Source organism: Ureibacillus sinduriensis BLB-1 = JCM 15800, from assembly GCF_000772955.1.
GTDB classification, from domain to species: domain Bacteria; phylum Bacillota; class Bacilli; order Bacillales_A; family Planococcaceae; genus Ureibacillus; species Ureibacillus sinduriensis.
The window spans coordinates 15,432-38,400 of the sequence record NZ_JPVO01000034.1 but is presented as its reverse complement, the minus strand read 5'-3'; the positions used below and the strand labels follow the sequence as shown (position 1 = coordinate 38,400).

Genomic DNA, 22,969 nt, shown 5'->3' with positions numbered 1-22,969 from the left:
TTTAGTTTAGATCCAAAATAAATAAGATAACAATCACATTTAACATAGTCCTATCATATCTATCTAATATTTCCAAATTCATCACAAATATATTGTATTGTAAATGCCTTATCAAAGGATAAGTTGTTCAAAGTAAAGATTCCTTCAATACGTATCGTATATTGTTGTCCATCATTTCCTAGAAAAACCTCATAAGAAGTCTGTTCCCACGTACCAGGAGAACTAACTAATTTTGATGAAACATTGTCGGCAGCCACAAATAATTGGCGGTCAAGTTTCTTACTATATTGTGTATCAAAGTTCGCTGTAACCTCAACCCTTTTCAAAATATCTGGAAAATATAGATATACTGCTTTCTTTGTTTGCCCCTCCATCGTAGTGACTGCTGGTTTAAGATCTGATGACATTGCTGCTATTTTTTTACGTTCCGTCGCTAAAAACTCATCGACATGTTCTTGAATCATTTTTTCATATGCTTCCGGGGGAATCCAATCTGATTCCTTAAATTCTTCTATTGGAGGAACACTGAGTCCTATTCCGACTTTTTGCTCCATTGCTTTATCAACAATCCTTACATACTCTTTATAATATTGTTGTTTCTGTCTTTCAGTAAGGGAGATAGCTATTTGACTCGAGGAATTATCTGCAGTATCCATTAATTTAGTATTCGGTAATACGACAATGGTTGCGATCAGCATAAAGAGAACCAAAACAATGATTGGTTTTATATAAATTTTAGACGTTTGGGACTGACTCACACGATAGCGAATAAGCGACTTTTCCTTCTCACTTAATTTAACAACATTTACCGGAATGGACTTTTCCAATTCATCTTTCAAATTCATACTCTCCCACACTTTCCTCAATTGATAATTTTGCTAGTTTTCTTCCTCTGGATAAACGAGTTTTTACTGTGTTAGTTGTACAATTTATAACAACGGCAATTTCACTAACCGATAATTCCACATAGTAATACAACCATAAGACTTCTCGATATTTAACTGGTAAGCTATTAACTAATTCGGCAATATTTTGATTTTGTTCTCTTTGTATATATTCTTCTTCTAATGACGTCCGATTTTTCCACACATTAACGTACTCAGTTACTTCTAACTTTCGATAATGCCAACTTTTTAAGTAGTTTTTACATTCATTAACTGTAATTCGGTATAAATAAGTTTTAATGGAGGAACGACCCTCAAACCGATCAAGATTTTTATAAAACTTAATGAATACTTCTTGAATAATATCCTCTGTTTTTTGTATATCTTTTACATATGTATAAATTATTCGCTTTAAATAATCACCATGCTGATCAAGCGCTTCATTTAAATATCGCTCCTTCTCATCAATAGTCAAAAGATAACCTCCTCTCGTATAAGTTAGACAATGCTGTACGTTATTTGGTTTCAAAATAAAAAGCTATAAGATCACTTAAGATGTTATAGCTTTGAAAAATTTTGTTCTATTAAGAGATCCGTTTGAAATTGCAATCATATTTTTTGCTTGTAGAGTATTGCAATCTCATACTATCTGCCTACATACATGCAATCATTCCTCAAAAATTGCAAACGAAAATTGTGGAAGACGGCTTTCGATTACCCCTGTACTTGAAGTTATGTCTTGATTAGAAAATACTGATTTATTGTATAAGAACAGCAATGAAAAGCTCAGAAAACCCGTTAGCTAACAGGTTCTCTTGGCTTTTCAATGTCTTCCCAAATATAAATAGATACCGCACAATCACTTGATTCTATGTGAATAATGGGATAATATGCTTTTGGATCAATTCAATTCTGTCTTTGGCACGTGGCATAAAACGAGAAGCAATGGTTACTATCATGTTTTTTGTGGGGTTTATGAAAATGACATTCCCACCGTCCCCCAGAGCTGCATAACAATCATCAATAATCCACCACAAGTAACCGTACGGCAACTCTCCCCATCGACTTTGTTCCTTTGTGCTTTCCTGCACCCATGTAGTAGATAAAATTTGATGACCGTTCCATAAACCTTCATTTAAATATAACTGACCTATTTTGGCCATATCGTGTGGCGTTAACGTTAGCCCCCAACCGGCGGTGTTTACACCTTTAGGGTCTGCTACCCAACCCGTTACATATTTATCCTTTAGAAAAGCGAAATAAGCTTCTTTATTCTCTATAAAGGCATTATGGGGAGTTTTGATTTCAAGAGGTTTAAATAAGTTCTCATTAGCAAATTCAATTATAGATTGACCAGTTGCATTTGTAAGAACACCAGATAAAATCTGTGTGCCAACGGTGGAATATTTAAACTCTCCAATACGACTTTTTCCTCCTAATAAATCCAATGTAGCTTTTACCCAGTCATCACTTGAATAAATCTTTGTATATGGCTCCGACTTGTATTTATATGGAGCAGTCATGTTCATCAAATTTTTTAAGGTGACATTTTGTATTGTTTTTTCACCACGCCTAACCTGATAATTCGGAAAGTATTCCAATACTTTCTGTTCAATATTTTTAATAAATTCTTTATCTATTGCTATACCAATAAGAACCGATATTATACTTTTTGTTACAGATGCAACATGCAATACATCATCTTTGCTGTATCCATCAAAATATTTTTCATAAATCAAATGTCCATCTTTTCTAATAACAATGCCTGCTGTATTGGAATAATCTTTTTTTATTAAATGTTCAAGGTTGGAAAGAGGATTATTATTCATTTTTACGCCTTCGTATTGACATATCGACGCCTAATATATCAAAACACTCCTTTCGTGAAGATAATTAATCAATATTGATGTATTTAAGATAATTTCTTATAAAATTATTTGCAATACATTTTTACAATAAATAACATTTTTTTTTTGGATAGCATGCTTGTTTCAAATTTTGTTGATTTTCGGAATTAATCTTGTTCTTTACGAGATAAACACCCGATATCTGATAACAAAAAAGACTGCTCATCAGCAGTCCCTTCAAATCTTGTATATAATTGCTTTGTATGGTTCAGCTATACATAAGCATCTTTATTACAACATTGTCTAAAAACGTAATTCATGAATAATAACGGATGACTTAAAGGAAAATAAAAGATAGGACCATCAACAAAAAGGCAACTAGTTTCACAATATATCGATCCATATTTTAATCGTTGTTCCTAAAATTAAAACCGATAAAATCCATTGCAAGATCTTTGTGTTCAATTTTCTACTGATTATGGTACCAATAGGAGCTGCAATCAATCCCGCGATGATCACAATAACTGCAGTCTGATAGTCCACTTGCCCTGTTGCTACTTTTCCAATCGAACCTGCTATTGACGATATAAACGTAATCGCTAAACTGGATGCTATCGTCATTCGTGTAGGAATTCTTAGAATCAATAACATGATAGGAATTAATAAAAATCCCCCACCAGCACCTACCACACCGGAACCTACCCCAACTATAAATGCAAGTATCGCGGCAAACGGTTTGTTATATGAAACCTCGTCTAAGGGAATATCATCTAACTCCTTTTTTGGTATAAACATCATAATGGCTGCTAATAAAGCTAATACTCCGTATACAATGTTTACTTGTCCGTCCGTTATATAATGTGAACCAACACTGCCGAGCAATGTGCCAACTAAAACAGATGCCCCCATCACATTAATCAATGATTTATTTAAAAAGCCACCCTTCCGATATCCAAAGACACCTGCTATTGATACAAACAATACGTCAAGTGCGCTAATACCGGAAACTTCATGTGCTGTTAACGCCTGAAAGCCGAACATTGGTGGAATCATTAAAAGCATCGGGTATTTGACAATTGCCCCCCCAATGCCTAGCATCCCTGAAAGAAGAGAGCTGATAAACCCTATAACGAAAAGGAGAATCATATAATTTGTATCCATGTTGTTCCCTCTCTCTATTCAACAAAAGTAGCAAAAACTTCCAACCCTCAGATAAAAACAGTGAGTTGAAAAACAACTCAATTTTTATGCTTTTTTAATATAGAAAGTTAATATATTTGCCTCATCTTTATGTTCTAACAGAGTATGGCCTGCCGCAGCTGACCAAGCAGTCAAGTCAGCTAGCGCCCCTTTATCTGTTGTTTGCACTTCTAATACTTGACCTGATTCCAGTGCATTCATCGCCTTCTTTGTTCGTACAATTGGCATAGGACATGCTAATCCTTTTACGTCTAAAACTTGATTTACTTGCATTTAATCCATCTCCTTTAAATTCAAAAAATGTAGTGGCAAGGAAAGAATACTCTTAATTGCTCAAAAATTTATACTTACCGATCACTCGCGTCCAATCCGTATATTAACGTACTGCACAACGGTTTGGACCAATTTCCATTTCTGTTTGTTCGTCATTCTCTGGCAAGATTTTTCCCATGTTTACTTGACGAATTTGTTCATACGCATTTGGTTGCTGTGGTAAATGATCTGTAACTGTGTGACGGAATTCTTCTTCACGTTCAATATTTAAACCGTGGTTATCTGCAAATAAATCACCTAAACGTTTTGCAACTGTACCATCTTCATTTAACTCATCGATCATCATAAAGTGAGCTGGCAACACAATTAGGTCTTCTGCCAATTCACGATAACGATGATACAATGTCTCGCGAAGATCTCCCACCCAGTCATCCGCAAGACCTGCTAAATCAGGTCGACCGATTGAATCGATGAATAAAATATCACCTGTTAATAAATACCTACTATCCACGATAAATGAGGTTGAACCAATTGTGTGACCAGGTGAGTAAAGTGCGCCTACTTCAAGTTGGGATGCACCAATTTCCACAGTTAAACCATCTTCTAGAGGCGTGTAATTAAATACGACTTCTTCTGCATCTTTTGACGGCAAGTAATATGTTGCCCCTGTTGCTTCTGCAATATGGCGACCACCTGAGATGTGATCAGCATGTAAGTGCGTATCAAATACATGTTTAATTTCAACGTGCTTCTCTTTTGCAAAGTTTGTGAATACATCAGTGAAGCGAACAGCGTCTATAATTGCGGCTTCCCCTTCCGAGATGACCATATATGATAGACAACCTTTGCCCAGACGAACAAATTGATAAAGTTCCCCACCTCCCGTTAAATGACCAACTTTAATCGGTTCAAGGTAAGAACTCCAAGACTTCATACCACCTTCAAGGTAGAATACATCGCGTCCAGCCTCTGAAACCATTTCAGCCACCATAAGAGACGAACCTTCTTTTGCACAAACAACTAATATATCTTTATCTGTTGGAAGTTTCGGTAAAATTTCATCTACTCCATCTAATAAATCAAAATAAGGAATATTTAAATAATCGAAGCTATGTCCTTCAATTTTCCAGTCATGAAAAGCATCTTTGTTCCGTACATCCAAAATAAACAACTCTTTATTTTCAATAACTTTACGAGCTACATCTGATGCTGTCATTTTAATAACTACCATAATTAATTACCCCCATAGGTATTATTTTAGTTTTTTTTAAAGTGGAAGGGCTTTCCCTTCCACCAGTTTCCTCTAATTAAGTGTTTACTTGGGTATTAGAATGTTAAAGTTGGTGCTGCATTTTTTGCAAACTCAAGGAATGTAACAGCTCCACCTACTTCGATGCCATCAATAAAGTCTTCTTTTGTTAAGCCCATTACGTCCATTGTCATTTGACAACCAATGAATTGCACACCCATTTCTTGAGCCATTTCAACTAATTGCGGAATGCTCGGTACGTTGGCTTTCGCAAATCCTTCCGCGAAGTGTTCGCGACCTTCAGGCATAGGTAGTTGTTGCATTCCCTGTTTATGAATTTAATTTAACCCTTCAAATGTAAAGAAGATGGCTACCTCTTTTTCTGTTGCTGCTGCTGCAGTTGCGATATTGAATACTTTATATGCATCAAAAAGACCACCGTTACTTGCGATAATTGCTATTTTGTTAGTCATAATAATTTCCTCCAGTTAATTTGAATTTTTATATTTTTTTTGATAGATCGCCCTTCCAAGAGCTCAATCCTGGTAGCACGTTTACTACTCTCGTAAATCCTTTTTCAGCTAGTTTTTGTGCAGCTAAATCACTGCGTGTTCCTGTACGACAAATCACCAAAATTTCTTGGTCTTTATCCAGCTCATCTAAACGGTCTTCTAGTTCACCCAATGGAATTGATTTAGAACCTTCGATATGACCAAATGCATATTCAGCCTCTTCACGGACATCCAGAATCGTACCACCCTTAGATGCACGGTCGAAAAGCTCTTCATTTGAAATTGTGTGTTTAAATGTTATATCTTCTATTTCTTCGTTACTACTTTTACGAATATAATGAAGTAACACATCATTTTCAACTACTGTTCCTATATACTGATGGCCAACACTTTCAGACCATGCTTTTAAATCCGCCAAAGAACCTTTATCTGTTGCTTGCACTTCCAATATTTGACCATCCGCTAGATTGCTCATAGCTTTTTTTGTTTTCACAATTGGCATTGGACAAGCCAATCCTTTTGCGTCTAATTGTACATCTGCTTTAATCGACATACTTTCAACCCCCTTATACCCACATGGGTATTTATTTATCCAAAAATTTTTTGTACAATAGCCTATTCGACTTTACCTTCCCAAGAAAGCATTCCACCAGTCATATTTGTTACGTCAAAACCATGACTTTGTAAATAGTGTGTTGCTTGGCCACTGCGTCCACCAGAACGGCAAACCATAATATAAGGTTTACATTTATCAAGTTCATGCGTACGGAATTCAAGTAAACCCAGCGGAATGTGCATAATATCAGGAATATGCCCTGCGTTCACTTCATCCACTTCACGCACATCAATTAGATTTAGTTTCTCACCATTTTCTAAACGTTTTTGAACTTCTATTGCACTAATTTCTTTCATTGTTTAAACCCTCCTTTAATTTCTTTTAACCTCTCCAAGAACTCATGCCCCCACGGACATTCGTAACTTTTTCATAACCTAACTTTTTCAATTGTTTACATGCTTGTGCACTTCGCATCCCACTCTGACATATCACGATTATTTCTTTGTCTTTTGGGAGCTTCGATAAATCAGATCCTAAAGGAATATTTTTAAACTTTTCTATGTTCCTGCCTTTATATTCAGCAGGAGTACGAACATCCACAAATACCTTATCCATATCGTTTAATATACCTTTTAGGGTATCAGTTGTAATCGTTTTTGTTCCTTTGGCTGGAATCATTCGCCAAGCAATAAATAGAATTACAATTATTATAATTATCCATGCTTCCATTTAGACACTCCTTTATACCCGTATGGGTATTTTGTAATTTAAAAATTAAAAGTCGTTTAAAATAAATTAACGACTTTTTACAAAAAGATTTACAGCTTCTTGTACCGATTCATTTAATGCTTCCTCATCACCGTTAGCATTTTGAATACATTCAATTAAGTTTTGACTAACAATTAAACCAATTGAACGATCCACTCCTGAACGGACAGCTGAAAGTTGAGTAATTACATCCTTGCAGTCTTTTCCTTCATCCATCATTTTTAAGATGCCTCGAAGTTGACCCTCCATACGTTTCACTCGATTTCTTACTTTATCATCATATGAATTCATGAAAGTTGCCTCCTTAACAGATTTACTCATTGCTGATATACACATATTATACCCCCACCGGTATAATGTCAACAAATATAATGATTAATTTTAATACACCTAATATCTTTAGATCATTTATTATTACTAATTGAGCTTGGACCATACAATTGTTTGCGTATGAAAAACAAAAAAATTGTCGAAGACTCATTAGAATGCATTGAAACCACCAAGGGTATTCAATAAATTTTGTGTGACAAAGTACCTCATAAAATAAGTGTTCTAAGCAGAAAAAAGAGAAACACAAGATAAAAGTGTTTCTCTTTTTCGTATTACTTATTTGTTTAAATGAAGTTCTTCAAAACAGTAGTTCCATTGCTATGTTCTTCCCCTTATTCTGCAGCCATCGCATTTGCTTTGGTAGGGTGAATAGTTCCGAATGGATGGTTAGGCGGAGCATAGATTGAATATAGCTTTAATGGGATATTTCCTATATTTGTTAGATTATGCCATGTTCCAGCAGGTATCATGATGGCCGAATCATCTTGTACATTTCTTATAAAGTTTAAATTATCTTTATTCCTGCCCATTTGAGTAATGCCCTGCCCCTGTTCAATCCGTAAAAACTGATCAACATCTGGATGCATTTCTAGTCCGATATCTTCTCCGGGATTTAGACTCATTAATGTAACTTGCAAATTATCCCCAGTCCATATAGCAGTTCGATAAGTATTGTTTTGTTTTGTTGCTTCATTAATGTTAATGACAAAAGGGTTTGGTCCATAATCTCTTAATACCATTCTATTATTACCTATAGGGGTATGATGAGGATCAAATTGAGTTCTATGAATCATCTCATTCGGATTACTCCTGTAATTCGATTTACCATAATAATTATACATCGGCACAGTAACATAGTAAGGGTTTTGATTTGGATACCCATAAGGATTATAATACATTCCCCGCACTCCCTTTACAGATTTATCGTACTATCATATGCTACTGCTTTAAGAAGGTCTTTCACCTATAAGGAAGATTAGTTTTATACTTATCCAATAAAAATTTTCAAATGGCTCTATATTGGTTAAAATCACCAATTAATAAGAGATTCTTGCTGGATAGTAATAAATCGCATTTCAACTGAAGCCCCTGCAGTTATTCTACTTATAAAAACCTGCTTTATTAAAAATCAATAAAACAGGTTTGATTGTACTAACTGGAAAGGGCAATCTTTATATGCGCTAAGTGATGTTCTTCATGCCAGGCCAGCTTCGCCACTTTTGTCGCAACAGTTATTTCACCATTTACTGCGTGTGTAAATGTGCGATTTAATTCGTCCTCCGTTAAGCTTTGACCAAGAGCTACAATTCGTGCATTATGCCTTCCAACATCCTAACAGAACTTTCTACAGGCAGCTCCGTATCTGGCTGGACTGCCCATTTTTCCTCATCAAAAGCCGGTACTGTTGGATTGTGATCTGTTAGCGCTAGCTTTAATCGTTGGTACATATTTAGTTGTGAATCGGCAATATGATGGACAAGCTGGCGAACTGTCCAAGCACCCTCACGATATGTTTTGTTTAGACTCTCTTCACTGAGCGTGTCCACTACTTCTCTTAATCTCGTTGAGTATGTTTGCGTTTGCTTTAACCATTCTTGAACGTTTTCTAATGTCACCTTTTCTGGTACTTCTAATTTACCTATTGGAAATTTAACGTCCATCTTCTAATCCCCTTTATTTGTTATTTAGAGTTTTTTGTACCGTTTTTCTTGAGATGCTGTGCATCAGTCTTTAGTGATTATAGTATTTAAATTTATTGAATAAAGCTACCTACCAAAGAAGCTTCGTTTGATAACCTTTCACGAAAGGTGTTATTCAATAAGATGACACTTAATGAAATAGACACTTTTCCTTATTAAAGTAACGCGTTTGATTGTTGAATAATTTAATTTGAAGGTATCATTTTAATTAACTTGTAAAATACACCGATTATCAAACGGGCAAAGGGGATCGTTAAAGGTAACAATACAAAAGCATATACTGTTCCCCAAACCAATGTACCTTCAACATTGATAGTCTCCATGCCACCTCTTACAATTGTTTCACCAATAATCGCACCAATTGTCCCACTAAATAATGTTATAAAAAATGCACTTATAAAACTTATCATCCATAGTCTTTTATTGGATAAATTATCTTTATTGCGAAAATACCCACCTAACACTCCAAATGTAAGGGCAAAAGGGATTATCACAGAGAAATACAACCAACTTTCTCCCCACAATGAAGTAATTCCGCCAGCCCAAACTTGTCCCATCAACATAAACAACATTGCAGTAATTAAGGATATTACGATTCCGAAAACGACACCTGTAATTTTTTTCTTCATAAAGCTCCATCCCATTAACTTGAATTATTGTTACTAACTGTAAAAGTCATCATACAGTCAATTTTTTCTTACCGATGAATAGCAGAGAACTTGATATGCCAAAAATATGAGGATCTGTTGCCTTATAATAAATAGTTCGACAAGCTTTCTCATTCGCCTGTTTTTTTCCGATAATACCGACTAACTTTCGTTAAAATAGTACATTAGGCTAGCTCGGATGAAGTACTTTTTTCATTCTAATAGTGCTACGAAGGAGATACCCTTACAACTGCTTTCGAGGAGAGAATCAATTACAAAACATTTACCATCAAGATTTAAAAAATGCATACTACGGAAACATCGTGGCAAACTAAAATCATGGAGGTGTGTATATAGTGAGTAACAGCCCAAAGAAAAATCCAAGTGGCAATGTTAGTGATGAACAAGCAGTAAGGAAGAATTTATCAAGGGAGTTTGACCATGAATTCGCAAACGAACCCTTGACACCTGCAGAGAGACATAATAATAAGAAAACAAAAAAGCGGCAATGATCAATAATGAGGTAATCCTGAATAAATAAGCGGACTTTTTTTAGATCGAATGCACGGCTTACTACATTTATTTATTATTTTTCGCTGATAGGCCCCCATCTATAGTAAGGTGGGGGCTTTTCAGTTATCCACCTGTTTGACAATCTCACTATGGCGGGTTAAGTAAATAGGGTTTCATCTCTGTTGATTTGACCAAAAACAGGAAGATGAGGTCCAAATCGTTGTTTCCAGACCACTTCAAAACCCACTCCCTCTAATATTTGTATAATTATTCCACCTCTCTAGACGCACTTGAAATAAATCCATAATAATATGTCCCTACTTATTTTCAAAGTAATGCTCCTTTCTACAACTTCATAATACATTTTCATTAACTTGCCCTATATAAGCAGAAATTTACACAATACGCCCTAATTTGTTATAACTAGTTTCTCAAACCGAATGCAATTTGCACAATATACAATCAATTTATTTTGTTATGATTATTATAGAGGTGGTTGATATGGAGCGACGTCATAAAATCGGAAAAACAATTAAATTCTTCAGACAATTAAATAACATGAACCAAGACACATTGGCTGTTGGTATATGTACAACATCCTATTTAAGTAGAATCGAAAACGGATTAGTAGAACCAAATGAGACTGTGTATAGAATGTTATTTGAAAGACTCCACTTGGACTTTACAGCTTATGTAAATGAAGAAAAAAACAAAGAGCGACTGATTGAACAAATCTACGAGAAATTACTGTCAAATGAAAAAGTCGATAAAGAAGAGATAGAGGAACTTCGTTTACTTTATGAACAACGTACTTCGCCAAGTATACAGGTGCAAGTGGACTTAGTTTATTGCCGATACTTAATGAGTATAGACAGTTTGGATGAAGCAGCTGGTATTTTATCATCATTAGATGACTTACTATCACCTAGCGCCTCAAGAGAATGGCAATTATTTGTTGCCGTAAAAACATATTATGAACTGATGATTGGAAGCTTTGATACGATATTAAATCGAGAGTTCCAAACAAACAGCAAATTTTACTTATCAAAAAGTTCTTCTTTTGAACAAGCAAATTATATGTACCATTTAGCTTTTGCCAGCCATCGTGCTTATCATTTTTCACTCGCAAAGCAATTTATAAAAGAAGCCATTCGGTTATTTAAGCATCAATATAAGCCATTATTCCAATTAAAGCTTTATTCAATGTATGGCGCTATTTTAAATGGTTTAGGCGAAGTAAAAGCTGCTTTTAAGGAATTTTATGCAGCAATCGATTTACTGCATCATGTCCCCTCAATTGCTACAGATGTTCAGTGGTCATCCATTTATAACAATCTAGCATTTGCATACGAATCAGATAAACAATATATGGAGGCAATTAAATTTTACGAAAAGGCACTAGCCTTCAAAAAGGATAAACATACGCTTATAAACTATACGCGTACCTTATTATTTGGAGGTGTACAGGAACTTTTTTCAGAAAAACTTCATGACCTTTCAATAAATGATTTTGATGAAGGTACTCATCAACAAATGCAATTCATCTTAATGCAAGCGATTGAACAAATTGATGGGCTAGAAGGCTTGGAGGAGTTTTACAAAATAGAGAAGAAAGTTTTTAAGTTTTTTATAGTTGAACAACATATCGAATTGATTTTGTCCTATGGTCCTCTTGTTGCAAAAATTTATGAAGAAGCGAAACAATATAAACGCGCAGCGGAACTTTACCGTCTTCTATTTGAAACAAGTGAGACAATGCGATTAAGAGCGGCTGGGAGCAATCATTTATGAAGTGGTCGAAGCAATATGTGTATTTATTAACAGGTTTAGGTGTTTCACAATTAGGCAACTGGATTTACTTAATTGCTTTAAACGTGATGATCTGGAATTTAACACATTCACCTGCGGCAATTGCTGGTTTATATATTATCGGACCAATTGTTCGATTCATTTGCAATATTTTTGTCGGATCTTTTATCGATCGTTGGAATAAAAAGAAAACGGTTGTTACAACGGATTTGATTCGAGGAATTTTAGTTTTCCTCATGCCCTTTGCTGATCAACTATGGCTTATTTATACTTTGGTGGGTGTTACAAATATAGCGAGTACCTTTTTCGGTCCAAGCAGTACCTACTTAATATCGGTGCATGTACTAGAAGAACATAAACAACGATTTAATGCACTTCATTCCACACTAAGTTCAGGTTCATTTATGATTGGTCCAGCACTAGCAGGGCTTATTCTAGCAACATTCAGTATAAGTGTGGCCATGTGGGTGAATGGGGTAACATTTTTCGTTTGTGCCTATTTATTATCATTGCTTCCGTCTGAAAATAAGAAGAATACAAGTCAATCATTAAAAATAAGCCTGCTGACAATTAAAGAGGATTGGCAAATGATACTCACTTACTCTAAAAAACTTCATAGCTTTACACAATTAATCGTGATCTATTCTATAGCACTAATGATTGCTTTTGCATTAGATTCACAGGAAATGACGTTTTTGTTATCGCACTTTGAAATTTCTGAAAGTTTATATGGTTTTACCGTGACTTTTGCGGGAATTGGGGCAATTGCCGGTGGGCTTTTGGCCACTGTTTTTGCAAAAACTTTTAGCATCATGGTTTATCTAAAGGGCGGATTTCTTCTTTCCATGCTAAGTTATTTAGGCTTTTATTTAGCGAACTCTTATGTCATAGCTGTCCTATGTTTCGTCACATTAGGAATATTTATGGCTTTCAGTAACACTGGATTTGCTACACTCTATCAAACAACGATACATCCAGATGTAATGGGACGCTTTAGTAGCGTTTTAAACTTAATTCAAAGTATTCTGCAAGTTCTATTTACAATTGTTATTGGACTTTTAGCTGAATGGTATGCACTAAAATGGACGGCTGTTATTTTCGCTAGTTTTGCTGTACTTTTAGCGATGAGTATTGCATTTATTCAACTAAAAAACAACAAACCCTCATGATTGTATTTAAACGTTTTTAATGGAGCCACAATATGACTTCAATAATACAGCATGAGTATTTTGTAAGAAAGATTTTCAACCTCTGAAAGGGACAAATAAACATTTCTTCAAGGTTATTGCGAATAACTATACTCTAGTATCTTTTCAACTACTGCACCTTCTAGCTAAATTAAGAAAGATCAAATACAACATAAGAAAAGCTAATTATTAAATAAATAGTAACAACGATATTAATAATAATTGGTATTGTTTTATGTATTTCAATTGCAAACTGTTTCAATAGAAAACGATAAAAAAGGAATACGAGTATTAGACCAATAAAATAAAAGACCGGTATACCTATACTAAATACAAGCTTGCCTACTAAACTAATATCTCCAGGTGGACCCTCGGCAGCAGTAAAACGGACACCTCCAATAAAAAGCACTAAAATCCAATTGAGGGCATAAGTAACTAACATTGTTACAACAAAATATAGTAAATAGAACAACATTTTTTTCATTCTCTAGCCTCCCTTGCTACTAACTCTATGTGTTCATATAAGCTTATTAAATAAAAACGAGATAGCTAAAAGCCTCATTACTTTTTGGTAACCTCATCATCAACTTTTTCTTTAAAGTTGTATAAGCCAAGCTACGAATACAAAAAAATTGCCCAACAAACCCTATAGAATACATTTAAACTATACTATTATGGTCAAATAATTCATTTAATGGATTTATATAACTTGAACAAAATTCAATCCAAGAATATCGAAACTTAAATCTTATCCCCTTCCCATAAAAAGTTTACCATAAAAAAGACGTAGAAGGATTTCACCAAAATATGGTGAACGTTTAATATTAATACGAATAAAAAAGAGGTGGCGAAAATACAAAAGAAATTAATAATATATGGAGGCTTAATTATTATTTTATTAATTGGGGCTGTATTGATAAAGAATAACACTCCAGCCATTCCAGAGAAGCCTACATCCCCAAACCAAGTTAGTAATTCTTTTAAGCCCAAAAATTCATCGTTTGGTACTAATACAAAATATGAAATTCAACTAACAATGGATTTAGAAGGAAGGTTCAATGTTAAATCGACTAGCTCTATAACGAATATATCTAATGATGAGTGGAATGAAATAGTTTTCTATTTTATTCCAAAAATTTTTACCAAAGAAAATTCACCTTACTTGCAAAAACCCTCAACAGTGAATGTTGATAATATTTCCATTAATGGTGAATCAAGAAAGTTTACGCTTGATAAAGACACACTTACTGTTCCTTTAGACGAAAAGCTCTATCCAAATAAAGAGATTGAAGTTGAAGTTAGTTATGATTTTACTTTACCAGAGGAAGGGTTTAGGTTTACTGAAGACAATGGAAATTATTACTTGGCACAATGGTATCCTATGGTTGCAACATACAAAGATGGTTGGAATAAGGCAAATTATCTTAACAAAGGAGAAACTTATCATACAGCTTTTAGCGACTTTCAAATTACTTATGATATTCCAGAGAATTTTACTGTTGTCTCAACAAGTAATGAGGAATTAGTTAATAGTCCGGGTAATTCTTTATTAAGAGCTAGTAACGTAAAAGAATTTTATATTGCAATCTTAAATACCCCATATTTCACCGAAAAAAAGATGGATAATGTTGATATAAGGATATTTGGGATGAATGATAATTCAAAGTTATATACAGAAATCGGAGAAATTGCAAGCAATGCCCTAACATATTTTCAAGAAAAAATTGGTCCCTATCCCCATGAACAATTGGATATTATAGTTGATCAAACAGGGATGGAGTACCCAGGAGTCATAACAGTTGGTTCTCTTAAAACAAATACTCATACTACTAGTGAGGTCATAAAGCGTTTGGTAGTTCATGAGATAGCACATCAATGGTTTTATGGGGTTGTTAGTAATGATCCTTATCATGATGCCTGGTTAGATGAAGCAATCACCGAACTGTCTAGTAGTCTATTTTATGCAGATTATGAAAAAACAGATGTCTCAACCCTGGATATAGAAATTTTTAAAGACTTAACTTTACCTGTCAACCTACCGTTAGATCAATATTCTATTTTTGAACAAAGCAATTATATTTACGGAAAATCAACAGCTTATTTGTGGAATTTGTTCAGTGTTAATGGAGGGAAAGAAAGTGCCGAAGACTTCCTGAAAAAATATTATACTCTCTATAAGTACAAGGATGTTGATACACAAGAGTTTGCACGGTTTTTAAAGTATTATCTTAAATTAAATGATGATGACGTATTAACGGAATTTTTACTAATAGAATAAAAATATTAAAAGACATCCAATTCTGGGTGTATTTTTATTTTATCAATTTGTACTTTAGGCAATTAAAATAGTTTTTTTCCAGTAATACTCGTAGTTACCTACCCTGAACTTAACTTTTCACCTCTTCATTGCTTTATACATACTGTTCAACCCGCCCTATACAAGAAGAATGACAATCGCCTAATTGAAAAAATGCGATCGATTGTTGAAAATCTACTGCTTTTTTATTCAACAAAAGAATTATCTTTCTCTTATCAAAACATTTAATCATTCTTGAATTTTCTTTTCTAAGATGTCATTTTTTTCTCTTGCAACACTTGTATTTCTATTTCGGATTTTTTGAACAAAGTTAATGTTAATAATAACCGCTTGAACAGCCATAGCTAGGATGATAAGTAGTATATGTGATTTAAAGAAAAGTAAATTAGATAATATATAAAATATAGGTGCAGCTGAGAGAAATGAAATATATTCATTTCTGTTTAAGAAAAATATTATTGTTGAAATACATGATGTTACAAATAATAATTCAACCAAAATCCAAAGCGAATCAACATCTGATAGCAAATTTATTATTTCATTAAAATAAGACAATATATTAACCTCCCAAAATTTGTATACAACAACAATTATATGGAAGTATTTTCAATTTCACAAGTTGTACAACAGAAATAGCAGAAAGGAATTTTCCAATTATCCCCTCCTCCTTACTCCTGCTCCGTTAGTTTAAGTACATTTCTTCCCAATTCAACATAAACTTTAATATATATCCTGTTAAAGCAAAATTGATTTCAAGGGTTTCGCCCGAATGCGGAATAACATTAGCATCTATTAGCTAGTTTTGCCCAATATACCGTCATTTCTATTTTTCACTTAGTTAAATATGGTTAACTCTCGTGATACTGAATTTAAAAATTCTTTCTCAAACTTATAAATGTGTTTACCTTCAGTATTACTTGTTATTACTGCGTCTGATATCATTCCATCAATTAGGGATACCGATTTTATAGAATTAACTTCTAAATGATTGTCTAACAAATGATCCAGTGAAGTATTGGCTTCTATTTGAGTAAACAGTTCTTTTAATTGTGTTGGTGGAATTTCGTCTTCTAATTTATTCAATACAGTATTCAATAGATTAACTAAATCTTCTTCACCTAAGAAGTTGTTTCCTTCAGTGGCGTTCATCAGTAATGCTATAAATTCTTCACCGTTTAAATGATGTGTTCCTTTTTCAAACTCAACTGCCACTTGTGTAATCGCTCTTAACCGAGTATCTTCTTGCAAGTTGTACTCTATCCCATTCATAGAATTGATAAGCGTTGAAATCGTATCTAAATCAACCACAGCATAATAATCAATTGGCATATCTAATAGTTTTGAAACAGCGATGCTTACATTTTCGGCACCGCCAAAATTATAAGCAAGTAATAATTTATCGTACAAAGTAGTTCCATCTTCGTTTTCCGCTACCGGTACATATGTATCATAAGGTAGCGAAACAACTTTCATCATTTTTTTATCCTTATTATAAGTAAGTAAAAGATTGACATAGATTCGATTTTCCATCTCTTTCGACTTTACCGTAATTAAAGTAGTGAAAAAATCATCTTCCTCAATTATTGAGTCACTTGCAACACTTGTACTAGGTCCTTTATTGAAATCACTGCTGCCCGACTCTCTAGTCAAGCCTCCAGAAAGCAACGATGGTATAAACAAAAATAGACACAAACCTAATACTAATAAAGACACTGTTACGGGAGCGAGTTTTTTAACAGAAATAAGCGACTTCTTTTGTGTATCAATACTCTCATCTATTTTGTGAATTTGTTCAAATACTCTATCACGATTTTCTTTTGTAAATTGTAGTTCTCGATCCGATACATTGGAAAACGCTTTTTTTAATCGTTTATCTACCACTAAATTCTGCCTCCTTCATCATCAACTCTAATCTGTGTTTTGCTCTTCTTAATCGAGTTTTTACCGTATTAACCGGAATATCCAAAACTTCGGCAATTTCCTCTGCCTTTAATGAATCGTAGTAATATAAATAAATTACTTCCCGATACACCTTTGGAAGAGAGAAGATAGTATCTTTTATTTCATCATTATTGTATTTATCGATAACTGTTTTTTCTGTTGATGGTAATATAGACTTTGCTGTCTCATTAACAAAACTTTTAACCTGCACCATTCTGTAATTCCAACTTTTCAAATAATCCTTACACTCGTTAATGGTGATACGATAGAGCCATGTTTTAATCTGTGCATCATAACGATATGAATCAAGGTTTTTGTAACATTTGATAAACGTATTTTGAACGAGATCCTTAGCGCTCTCGGCATCCTTCACATAAGAAAAGGCCAGCCGTACCAACTCATTACCATATTCGATCATTATTTTTTCTAATACGTAATCTTTTTCCTCTCTGTCCATTCTACTACCCTCTCTTTCAATCTACTTTGAATTCTGCTATTAGACGATTGCCAACTCATTATAGGTTCAATTCAAAAAAAGTTAAATAAATGGTACATCAATCGGATGTGCAAAATTAAGGAAATAAAATTAAAAAAAACCTAATTTCTCAGCATTAAAATGAGACATTAGGTTTTTTATCGTTCCATTAAACGATCCAATTGCAAAAGAAGGCACAATTCCTTTTCAGGAATTGTGCCGAAATCCCACCTGCTAGACGTCTTGAAAGTTGTTCACTGTTAATATGTTTCAGTAAACTTTGCGTCGAGCCATGAGTATAATTAATTAACTTCAACTCAAGCTGTATGTCTATTCCCATTACCTTTGCATCTCTGTATTGTACTAAGGTGTTACTTTGTCGACACCCACTACCGGGAGAATTGCCGCGCCAAGTATATCGGATCGATCATAGACAACGATTGCATAATTCGAGCTTGCATCAATATCGCTGGCTTTAGCGCTGATTATCGCATTACCGTTTTCAAAAGTCGCGGTCGCAACTGAAATGCCGTCCTTTTCCAACACCGCTTTGGCACCATTAGGAACATCCGCTTTAACGGGAATATCGGCGTCGCGGTTGCTCACGATACGTGCATCTGGGGAGAGAACGATCTCCGTGCCTGGACTTGTTAAATCTTCGTTTAAATAGTCAGACACATACTCATACAGCTTAACTCGATTAGCAGCTACATAATTCTCCAGTGGTTCTGTGCCGCCTTTACCTACGAAACCTTCTTTGTTTCCGTGAAGCGCATAAGTATAATTGTTGGAGCCAGTATAGGAAAATAGTGTTGTCTCGCCTGTATCTGGATCTATACCCGTGTTAAACCATATCGCCCGATCTAATGCACTATCTCCAATCGTTGTATCTGTGCGTAAAGGAGCCGTATTGTCAGTGCTCAAATCCCTCCACAAAATAGAAGGAGCGATAAGTCCGCCGTGAACAAGACTTAACATAGTGTACCCTTTGTATCCATTCTCGATTGTGTATGGTCCCGAATCCGGGCTTGTTCTCTCATTAAATATAAATTTCATATTATCCTGGATCGGCTCCGGCGCTATAATGACGTCATCTTCTATCGTGACAGGAGTACCTGCTAGCCCTCGTTTTGCGTTATTTACATCACCGTTCGTCTGGACGGACGGTACGTTCTTATTGGTTAAGGCCAAACCTGAATCGACAGTGACTACGATATAAGTCTTACCGGATTCGATCGTTTTGGCTAATTGCCAAAAATTTTCCGGAGCATTGAAATCTGTAACACGCGCTGGAATAATTGGTGCCCAATTCTGATTCCAAAGAGATTTCTTCAACGTCATTGTTTTTAAATCATCATTATCTATACTAATATCTGTATGAATAGTTAGTTTGCCACTTGTATGTTTTGGTAATGGCTGGAATTCCTTACTATTGAGCATTACCGGTTTACCGTCGCCATCATTATAGAATGCCTGGAACAGTCTAGGCTTGGTTTCCCCGTCGCTAAATCGAATCGTGACGGATGAGCGATAGCCGGTATCTTTATGGTTTTGGTCACTTTCCCATTCAGCGGTCATATGACCGAAGTTTACCGTATACGTTGTCGATATATCAGGCGAATCCTTCCAGGCTATTTTTATTGTCGCTACGGCTGGTTGCCCGGCACTTACTGCACCGTTTGACGGGTTGAGCGTGACCTTGACATCAACCTCATCGTCTAGGTATTCGTGTGCGATATTGGCAGAAGTGAAGTTAATAGTTGACATGTCCTCAGGCACGTTAACATCAAACTCCGTTTTGCCCGCGATATTGAAAACATCGCCGCCGAAGTCAAACGAAGTAAGCTTTGGTGGCAACTCATCGAGACCGAGATAAGCCTCGGGATTTACTATAGCCCAATAAGCTTCTTTTGGTGCAAGACTGGCATCAAAAGGCAATGGGTAACCCGTACTGCGCCAGCTATTGTTATCAGCTACACCCCAGAAAGTAACTCGTTCAATATGATCGGAGTACTTCTTATAAAGCATAAACAACTTGGCGTATAACACAGCCTGCTCCTTCAATTGCTCCTTAGTAGGAGGAACATCTGCTGAAGTTCCGTTAAATTGTACATCTAGTTCGGTTACACTAATATCCACCCCAGTTTCACTATATATCTTTAAAACTTTTTCTAGATTATCTACATTTAGTCTGAGGTTATAATGCCCCTGTATCCCAATGCCCTCGATCAGTTTCCTGCCGTTTGCTTCAGGGTGTTCATTTGCATATCTTTCATTAAGCTCATTGACCATTGAGGCAATCGCGATTGCTTTGTTGGGGAGCTCTTCATCATTAAAATCGTTATAGTACAGTTTGGCATTAGGGGCAGCCTCACGTGCAAACAAAAAGGCATCATAGATATAATCCCAACCGTTTCCACCATTAGCGTAGGCCTCGAACCATCTCGACGGTCTTTCTATTGGATTGATGTCGGAGCGAAGCGCGTTCCGCCAGTCAGTCGGATTATTTGGATTATCCCTCATTGCTTCATTGACAACATCCCAGGCGTCGAGTTTATAAGGATCCTGACTATAATGGCCGGCGATTGTTGAAATATACTTTTTCAAGCTTTCTCTTGCCTCCGTGTAATTCAAACCGCTCTGAGGCCAGCCAGATGACTGATTATGCCACGCCAAGGTATGTCCAACCGTATAGAAACCGTCAGCTTTGACTTGAGTTAACATGTTGTCGGCTGATGGAAATGAAGGATCACTAGTTGAATCGCGCCATATGGAGTCCGGCTTTGTAGCGTTTTCAGGAGTCAATGCGTTATAGTGGAACTTCATAAATTCATACTTCGCTGTATTGGTTAAGTCGGCAGGGTTTACAGTATTGCCAATAAGGAAATAGTCTTTATAGACTTCTTTCAGTGAAACAAGCTCTGATGCTGAAGCATTGCTGAACGGCATTTTGGTGCCGGTTAGAAGAACCATGGTAAAAATCATCACTAAAAAATACGTCAGTAGCTTTCTCCCTTTTTTCTTCAAAAAAATCCTCCCTTTCACCACTTTAATTCCTCTTTTTTGGTTGTAATAGTTCAATTTTTTTCTTTATTACTTTTAGTTTATTGGACCATCCTACCACCCTTTCAATTACATTAATAATGGTCTCTGGCACCCCCTCTAATAATCTTTATCTATTAATATTTTGCTACATTCCCCCATCCGGTTTATGTAGTGTCAAAATATCTAAATGAATTCGATTCCTTCCTCTTCATTAGTTTCTTTTAACTGGGGAAACAGTAAATTATAAGCAATAGTAGTTTGTTGTAATGATTTTTGCGGTAAGTTTATCGTTGCTAGGAATATCCCTGAAGCTTGTGGGGAAGAATTGAAGGTAAGTTATGGAAATCCTTTGCAGTATTCCACAGCTTACCCATAATTTTGTACGTAACCTAAACGCTAAGATGACTTGAAGTAGTGAACCTACTCCAAAAATCCCAACCAGAAAATTTTAATAATGACCGTCTGTAATTTTTTGGAATTGGAGAATGTTATTGGTTAGTGTATGACTAAATTGAATTACTCAATGTCGCCTTTCAACAAATCCTACGTCTGATTCGGCTACAAGTCTTACAAGCTACCTACTTTGGATGTCTTATCGAGTGATTGGTAAGAAGAGAAGTTTGAGGTAAATACGGAGATAGCTAGTTACTTCCTCCTTTTACCACAAATCGTTTAGAAGATGATTTGTTAACGAATACTAAAAATAATTAGAATTGATAAAGTACGGAAAAGATTTGTGTGACCATTACTTGATTACTGCGTAACTAAATATTCCACTTCTTTTCCTTCTAAAACTTGAACAATATTTCTTGCCGTTTTTGTTCGTAGCTCCACAATAGCTTCTTCCGAATAGAATGCACTATGCGGTGTTAAATAGACTTGTGGAAATTGAATTAATTCGCTCGAAATCGGTAAGGGCTCAAATTCAACTACATCCAGTGCTGCACCTGCAATTTTGCCGCTTTTAATTCCTTTTATTAATGCACTATCTTTAATGATGGGACCTCGAGCTGTGTTAATGATGAACACCCCGTCCTTCATACTTTCAATACTCCCGTCATTAACTAAATGACGGGTACTCTCAGTTAATGGTACATGAATTGATAAAATATCCGATGTTTCAAGTACCTCACTAAGTTCAGCTTTTCTTACATTGTATTTACGCATTTCATCAGCAGAAACAAATGGATCATAGGCAATTATTTCGAGACCAAAAGGACTTACTTTTTCAATTACCCGTCTAGGTATTTTTCCAAATCCCAATACTCCCAATTTTCGATTCTCAAATCTATGAATTGGCGTGCCTACCTTAAAATCCCATATTCCTTTTTTTACTGCTTCATTCAATTGCACAATTTTTCGTGACCAAGCCAATAGCAGTGCTACTGTATGATTTGAAACTTCCTCGATACCGTAATCAGGAACATTTGTTACGATGATTCCTTTTTCATTAGCAGTTGGCAAATGGATTGTATCGACCCCTACCCCATAGCGAGAAATAACTTTACAATTTTTCAACTGAGATAAAACTTGTGCATTTAAAGGGGCATATTGATTAATAATACCGTCTGCATCTTTACAAACTTCAATGACTTCATCTTCTGATTTACATTGGGCTGCAATCAACTCAATATCTAAATTGGATTGCGAAAATACTTCTTCTTCAATCTTCAAGTCATGGTACTCATGGTCTGTAATCACAATTTTATATGTCAT

Annotated in this window: 22 protein-coding genes and 2 pseudogenes; 4 read left to right on the top strand and 20 right to left on the bottom strand. The window is 35.3% G+C overall.

Annotated features, from left to right (window positions below; genetic code table 11):
• Positions 1-59: 59 nt before the first annotated feature.
• The 14 genes and pseudogenes from CD33_RS01860 to CD33_RS01795 all read right to left on the bottom strand — a co-directional run bounded on the left by CD33_RS01860 (position 60) and on the right by CD33_RS01795 (position 9,948).
• Positions 60-839 carry a hypothetical protein gene (locus CD33_RS01860; RefSeq protein ID WP_052129897.1) on the bottom strand — a complete coding sequence of 260 codons (780 nt, stop codon included), beginning with the start codon at positions 837-839 and terminating at the stop codon, positions 60-62.
• Positions 829-1,359, bottom strand: a complete 531-nt coding sequence (locus tag CD33_RS01855; RefSeq protein ID WP_036197620.1) for a sigma-70 family RNA polymerase sigma factor — start codon at positions 1,357-1,359, stop codon at positions 829-831. Before CD33_RS01855 ends, CD33_RS01860 begins: the two co-directional genes overlap by 11 nt.
• Positions 1,360-1,753: 394 nt before the next feature.
• On the bottom strand, positions 1,754-2,713 hold the full coding sequence (locus CD33_RS01850; RefSeq protein WP_036197618.1) for a serine hydrolase domain-containing protein: 960 nt from the start codon (positions 2,711-2,713) through the stop codon (positions 1,754-1,756).
• 402 nt (positions 2,714-3,115) lie between these two features.
• Complete coding sequence (locus CD33_RS01845) at positions 3,116-3,892, bottom strand: sulfite exporter TauE/SafE family protein (RefSeq protein WP_036197617.1); 777 nt, start codon at positions 3,890-3,892, stop codon at positions 3,116-3,118.
• Positions 3,893-3,976: 84 nt separating this feature from the next.
• Positions 3,977-4,204 carry a sulfurtransferase TusA family protein gene (locus CD33_RS01840; protein ID WP_036197615.1) on the bottom strand — a complete coding sequence of 76 codons (228 nt, stop codon included), beginning with the start codon at positions 4,202-4,204 and terminating at the stop codon, positions 3,977-3,979.
• 103 nt (positions 4,205-4,307) lie between these two features.
• The gene (locus CD33_RS01835) at positions 4,308-5,435 is read right to left on the bottom strand and encodes an MBL fold metallo-hydrolase (RefSeq protein WP_036197612.1); all 1,128 of its coding nucleotides are present in this window, start codon (positions 5,433-5,435) and stop codon (positions 4,308-4,310) included.
• Between the two features lie 95 nt (positions 5,436-5,530).
• Positions 5,531-5,926, bottom strand: a pseudogene (locus CD33_RS01830) (DsrE/DsrF/DrsH-like family protein).
• A gap of 28 nt (positions 5,927-5,954) precedes the next feature.
• Positions 5,955-6,518 carry a sulfurtransferase TusA family protein gene (locus CD33_RS01825; protein ID WP_036197610.1) on the bottom strand — a complete coding sequence of 188 codons (564 nt, stop codon included), beginning with the start codon at positions 6,516-6,518 and terminating at the stop codon, positions 5,955-5,957.
• A 62-nt stretch (positions 6,519-6,580) separates the two neighbouring features.
• Positions 6,581-6,877: a rhodanese-like domain-containing protein gene (locus tag CD33_RS01820; RefSeq protein WP_036197609.1), complete on the bottom strand. Its 297-nt coding sequence runs from the start codon at positions 6,875-6,877 to the stop codon at positions 6,581-6,583.
• A gap of 25 nt (positions 6,878-6,902) precedes the next feature.
• Positions 6,903-7,250: a rhodanese-like domain-containing protein gene (locus CD33_RS01815; protein WP_036197606.1), complete on the bottom strand. Its 348-nt coding sequence runs from the start codon at positions 7,248-7,250 to the stop codon at positions 6,903-6,905.
• 66 nt (positions 7,251-7,316) lie between these two features.
• Positions 7,317-7,580: a metal-sensitive transcriptional regulator gene (locus CD33_RS01810; RefSeq protein WP_036197604.1), complete on the bottom strand. Its 264-nt coding sequence runs from the start codon at positions 7,578-7,580 to the stop codon at positions 7,317-7,319.
• Between the two features lie 371 nt (positions 7,581-7,951).
• On the bottom strand, positions 7,952-8,518 hold the full coding sequence (locus CD33_RS01805; RefSeq protein WP_036197603.1) for a cupin domain-containing protein: 567 nt from the start codon (positions 8,516-8,518) through the stop codon (positions 7,952-7,954).
• A gap of 253 nt (positions 8,519-8,771) precedes the next feature.
• Positions 8,772-9,280, bottom strand: a pseudogene (locus tag CD33_RS01800) (YfiT family bacillithiol transferase).
• A gap of 224 nt (positions 9,281-9,504) precedes the next feature.
• Complete coding sequence (locus tag CD33_RS01795) at positions 9,505-9,948, bottom strand: hypothetical protein (protein WP_036197601.1); 444 nt, start codon at positions 9,946-9,948, stop codon at positions 9,505-9,507.
• Positions 9,949-10,322: 374 nt separating this feature from the next.
• Here CD33_RS01795 and sspO point away from each other — a divergent pair, with 374 nt between their 5' ends.
• The 3 genes from sspO to CD33_RS01780 all read left to right on the top strand — a co-directional run bounded on the left by sspO (position 10,323) and on the right by CD33_RS01780 (position 13,457).
• The gene (gene sspO / locus CD33_RS01790) at positions 10,323-10,478 is read left to right on the top strand and encodes a small acid-soluble spore protein SspO (RefSeq protein WP_036197599.1); all 156 of its coding nucleotides are present in this window, start codon (positions 10,323-10,325) and stop codon (positions 10,476-10,478) included.
• Between the two features lie 502 nt (positions 10,479-10,980).
• A complete protein-coding gene (locus CD33_RS01785) occupies positions 10,981-12,270 on the top strand; it encodes a helix-turn-helix domain-containing protein (protein WP_036197597.1) in 1,290 nt (429 codons plus the stop codon).
• Positions 12,267-13,457, top strand: coding sequence for an MFS transporter (locus CD33_RS01780; protein WP_036197596.1), 1,191 nt, complete (start codon positions 12,267-12,269; stop codon positions 13,455-13,457). The genes CD33_RS01785 and CD33_RS01780 overlap by 4 nt, the downstream gene beginning before the upstream one ends.
• Before the next feature lie 169 nt (positions 13,458-13,626).
• Here CD33_RS01780 and CD33_RS01775 read toward each other — a convergent pair whose 3' ends face one another.
• A complete protein-coding gene (locus tag CD33_RS01775; RefSeq protein ID WP_036197593.1) occupies positions 13,627-13,959 on the bottom strand; it encodes a hypothetical protein in 333 nt (110 codons plus the stop codon).
• Between the two features lie 360 nt (positions 13,960-14,319).
• Here CD33_RS01775 and CD33_RS01770 point away from each other — a divergent pair, with 360 nt between their 5' ends.
• Complete coding sequence (locus tag CD33_RS01770) at positions 14,320-15,753, top strand: M1 family metallopeptidase (protein WP_036197592.1); 1,434 nt, start codon at positions 14,320-14,322, stop codon at positions 15,751-15,753.
• Positions 15,754-16,020: 267 nt separating this feature from the next.
• On the opposite strand, the gene CD33_RS01765 is transcribed toward CD33_RS01770, so the two are convergent.
• From CD33_RS01765 to CD33_RS01745, 5 genes are all read right to left on the bottom strand, one after another.
• Positions 16,021-16,347 carry a hypothetical protein gene (locus tag CD33_RS01765; RefSeq protein ID WP_036197589.1) on the bottom strand — a complete coding sequence of 109 codons (327 nt, stop codon included), beginning with the start codon at positions 16,345-16,347 and terminating at the stop codon, positions 16,021-16,023.
• 279 nt (positions 16,348-16,626) lie between these two features.
• Positions 16,627-17,673 (bottom strand): LCP family protein, encoded by a 1,047-nt coding sequence (locus tag CD33_RS01760; RefSeq protein WP_036197587.1) that lies wholly within the window; start codon positions 17,671-17,673, stop codon positions 16,627-16,629.
• Entirely contained in the window at positions 17,663-18,190 is a 528-nt protein-coding gene (locus CD33_RS01755) for a sigma-70 family RNA polymerase sigma factor (protein ID WP_036197586.1), read from the bottom strand. Before CD33_RS01755 ends, CD33_RS01760 begins: the two co-directional genes overlap by 11 nt.
• Positions 18,191-18,571: 381 nt before the next feature.
• A complete protein-coding gene (locus tag CD33_RS19335; protein WP_052129896.1) occupies positions 18,572-21,256 on the bottom strand; it encodes an endo-1,4-beta-xylanase in 2,685 nt (894 codons plus the stop codon).
• Positions 21,257-22,006: 750 nt separating this feature from the next.
• A complete protein-coding gene (locus CD33_RS01745) occupies positions 22,007-22,969 on the bottom strand; it encodes a C-terminal binding protein (RefSeq protein WP_036197584.1) in 963 nt (320 codons plus the stop codon).

Bases quoted from the DNA above. Each gene is read 5' to 3' on its own strand.
- CD33_RS01850 (WP_036197618.1), bottom strand. From the start codon at position 2,713: ATGAATAATAATCCTCTTTCCAACCTTGAACATTTAATAAAAAAAGAT.
- CD33_RS01845 (WP_036197617.1), bottom strand. From the start codon at position 3,892: ATGGATACAAATTATATGATTCTCCTTTTCGTTATAGGGTTTATCAGC.
- CD33_RS01840 (WP_036197615.1), bottom strand. From the start codon at position 4,204: ATGCAAGTAAATCAAGTTTTAGACGTAAAAGGATTAGCATGTCCTATG.
- CD33_RS01835 (WP_036197612.1), bottom strand. From the start codon at position 5,435: ATGGTAGTTATTAAAATGACAGCATCAGATGTAGCTCGTAAAGTTATT.
- CD33_RS01825 (WP_036197610.1), bottom strand. From the start codon at position 6,518: ATGTCGATTAAAGCAGATGTACAATTAGACGCAAAAGGATTGGCTTGT.
- CD33_RS01820 (WP_036197609.1), bottom strand. From the start codon at position 6,877: ATGAAAGAAATTAGTGCAATAGAAGTTCAAAAACGTTTAGAAAATGGT.
- CD33_RS01815 (WP_036197606.1), bottom strand. From the start codon at position 7,250: ATGGAAGCATGGATAATTATAATAATTGTAATTCTATTTATTGCTTGG.
- CD33_RS01810 (WP_036197604.1), bottom strand. From the start codon at position 7,580: ATGAATTCATATGATGATAAAGTAAGAAATCGAGTGAAACGTATGGAG.
- CD33_RS01805 (WP_036197603.1), bottom strand. From the start codon at position 8,518: ATGTATTATAATCCTTATGGGTATCCAAATCAAAACCCTTACTATGTT.
- CD33_RS01795 (WP_036197601.1), bottom strand. From the start codon at position 9,948: ATGAAGAAAAAAATTACAGGTGTCGTTTTCGGAATCGTAATATCCTTA.
- CD33_RS01785 (WP_036197597.1), top strand. From the start codon at position 10,981: ATGGAGCGACGTCATAAAATCGGAAAAACAATTAAATTCTTCAGACAA.
- CD33_RS01780 (WP_036197596.1), top strand. From the start codon at position 12,267: ATGAAGTGGTCGAAGCAATATGTGTATTTATTAACAGGTTTAGGTGTT.
- CD33_RS01775 (WP_036197593.1), bottom strand. From the start codon at position 13,959: ATGAAAAAAATGTTGTTCTATTTACTATATTTTGTTGTAACAATGTTA.
- CD33_RS01755 (WP_036197586.1), bottom strand. From the start codon at position 18,190: ATGGACAGAGAGGAAAAAGATTACGTATTAGAAAAAATAATGATCGAA.
- CD33_RS01745 (WP_036197584.1), bottom strand. From the start codon at position 22,969: ATGACATATAAAATTGTGATTACAGACCATGAGTACCATGACTTGAAG.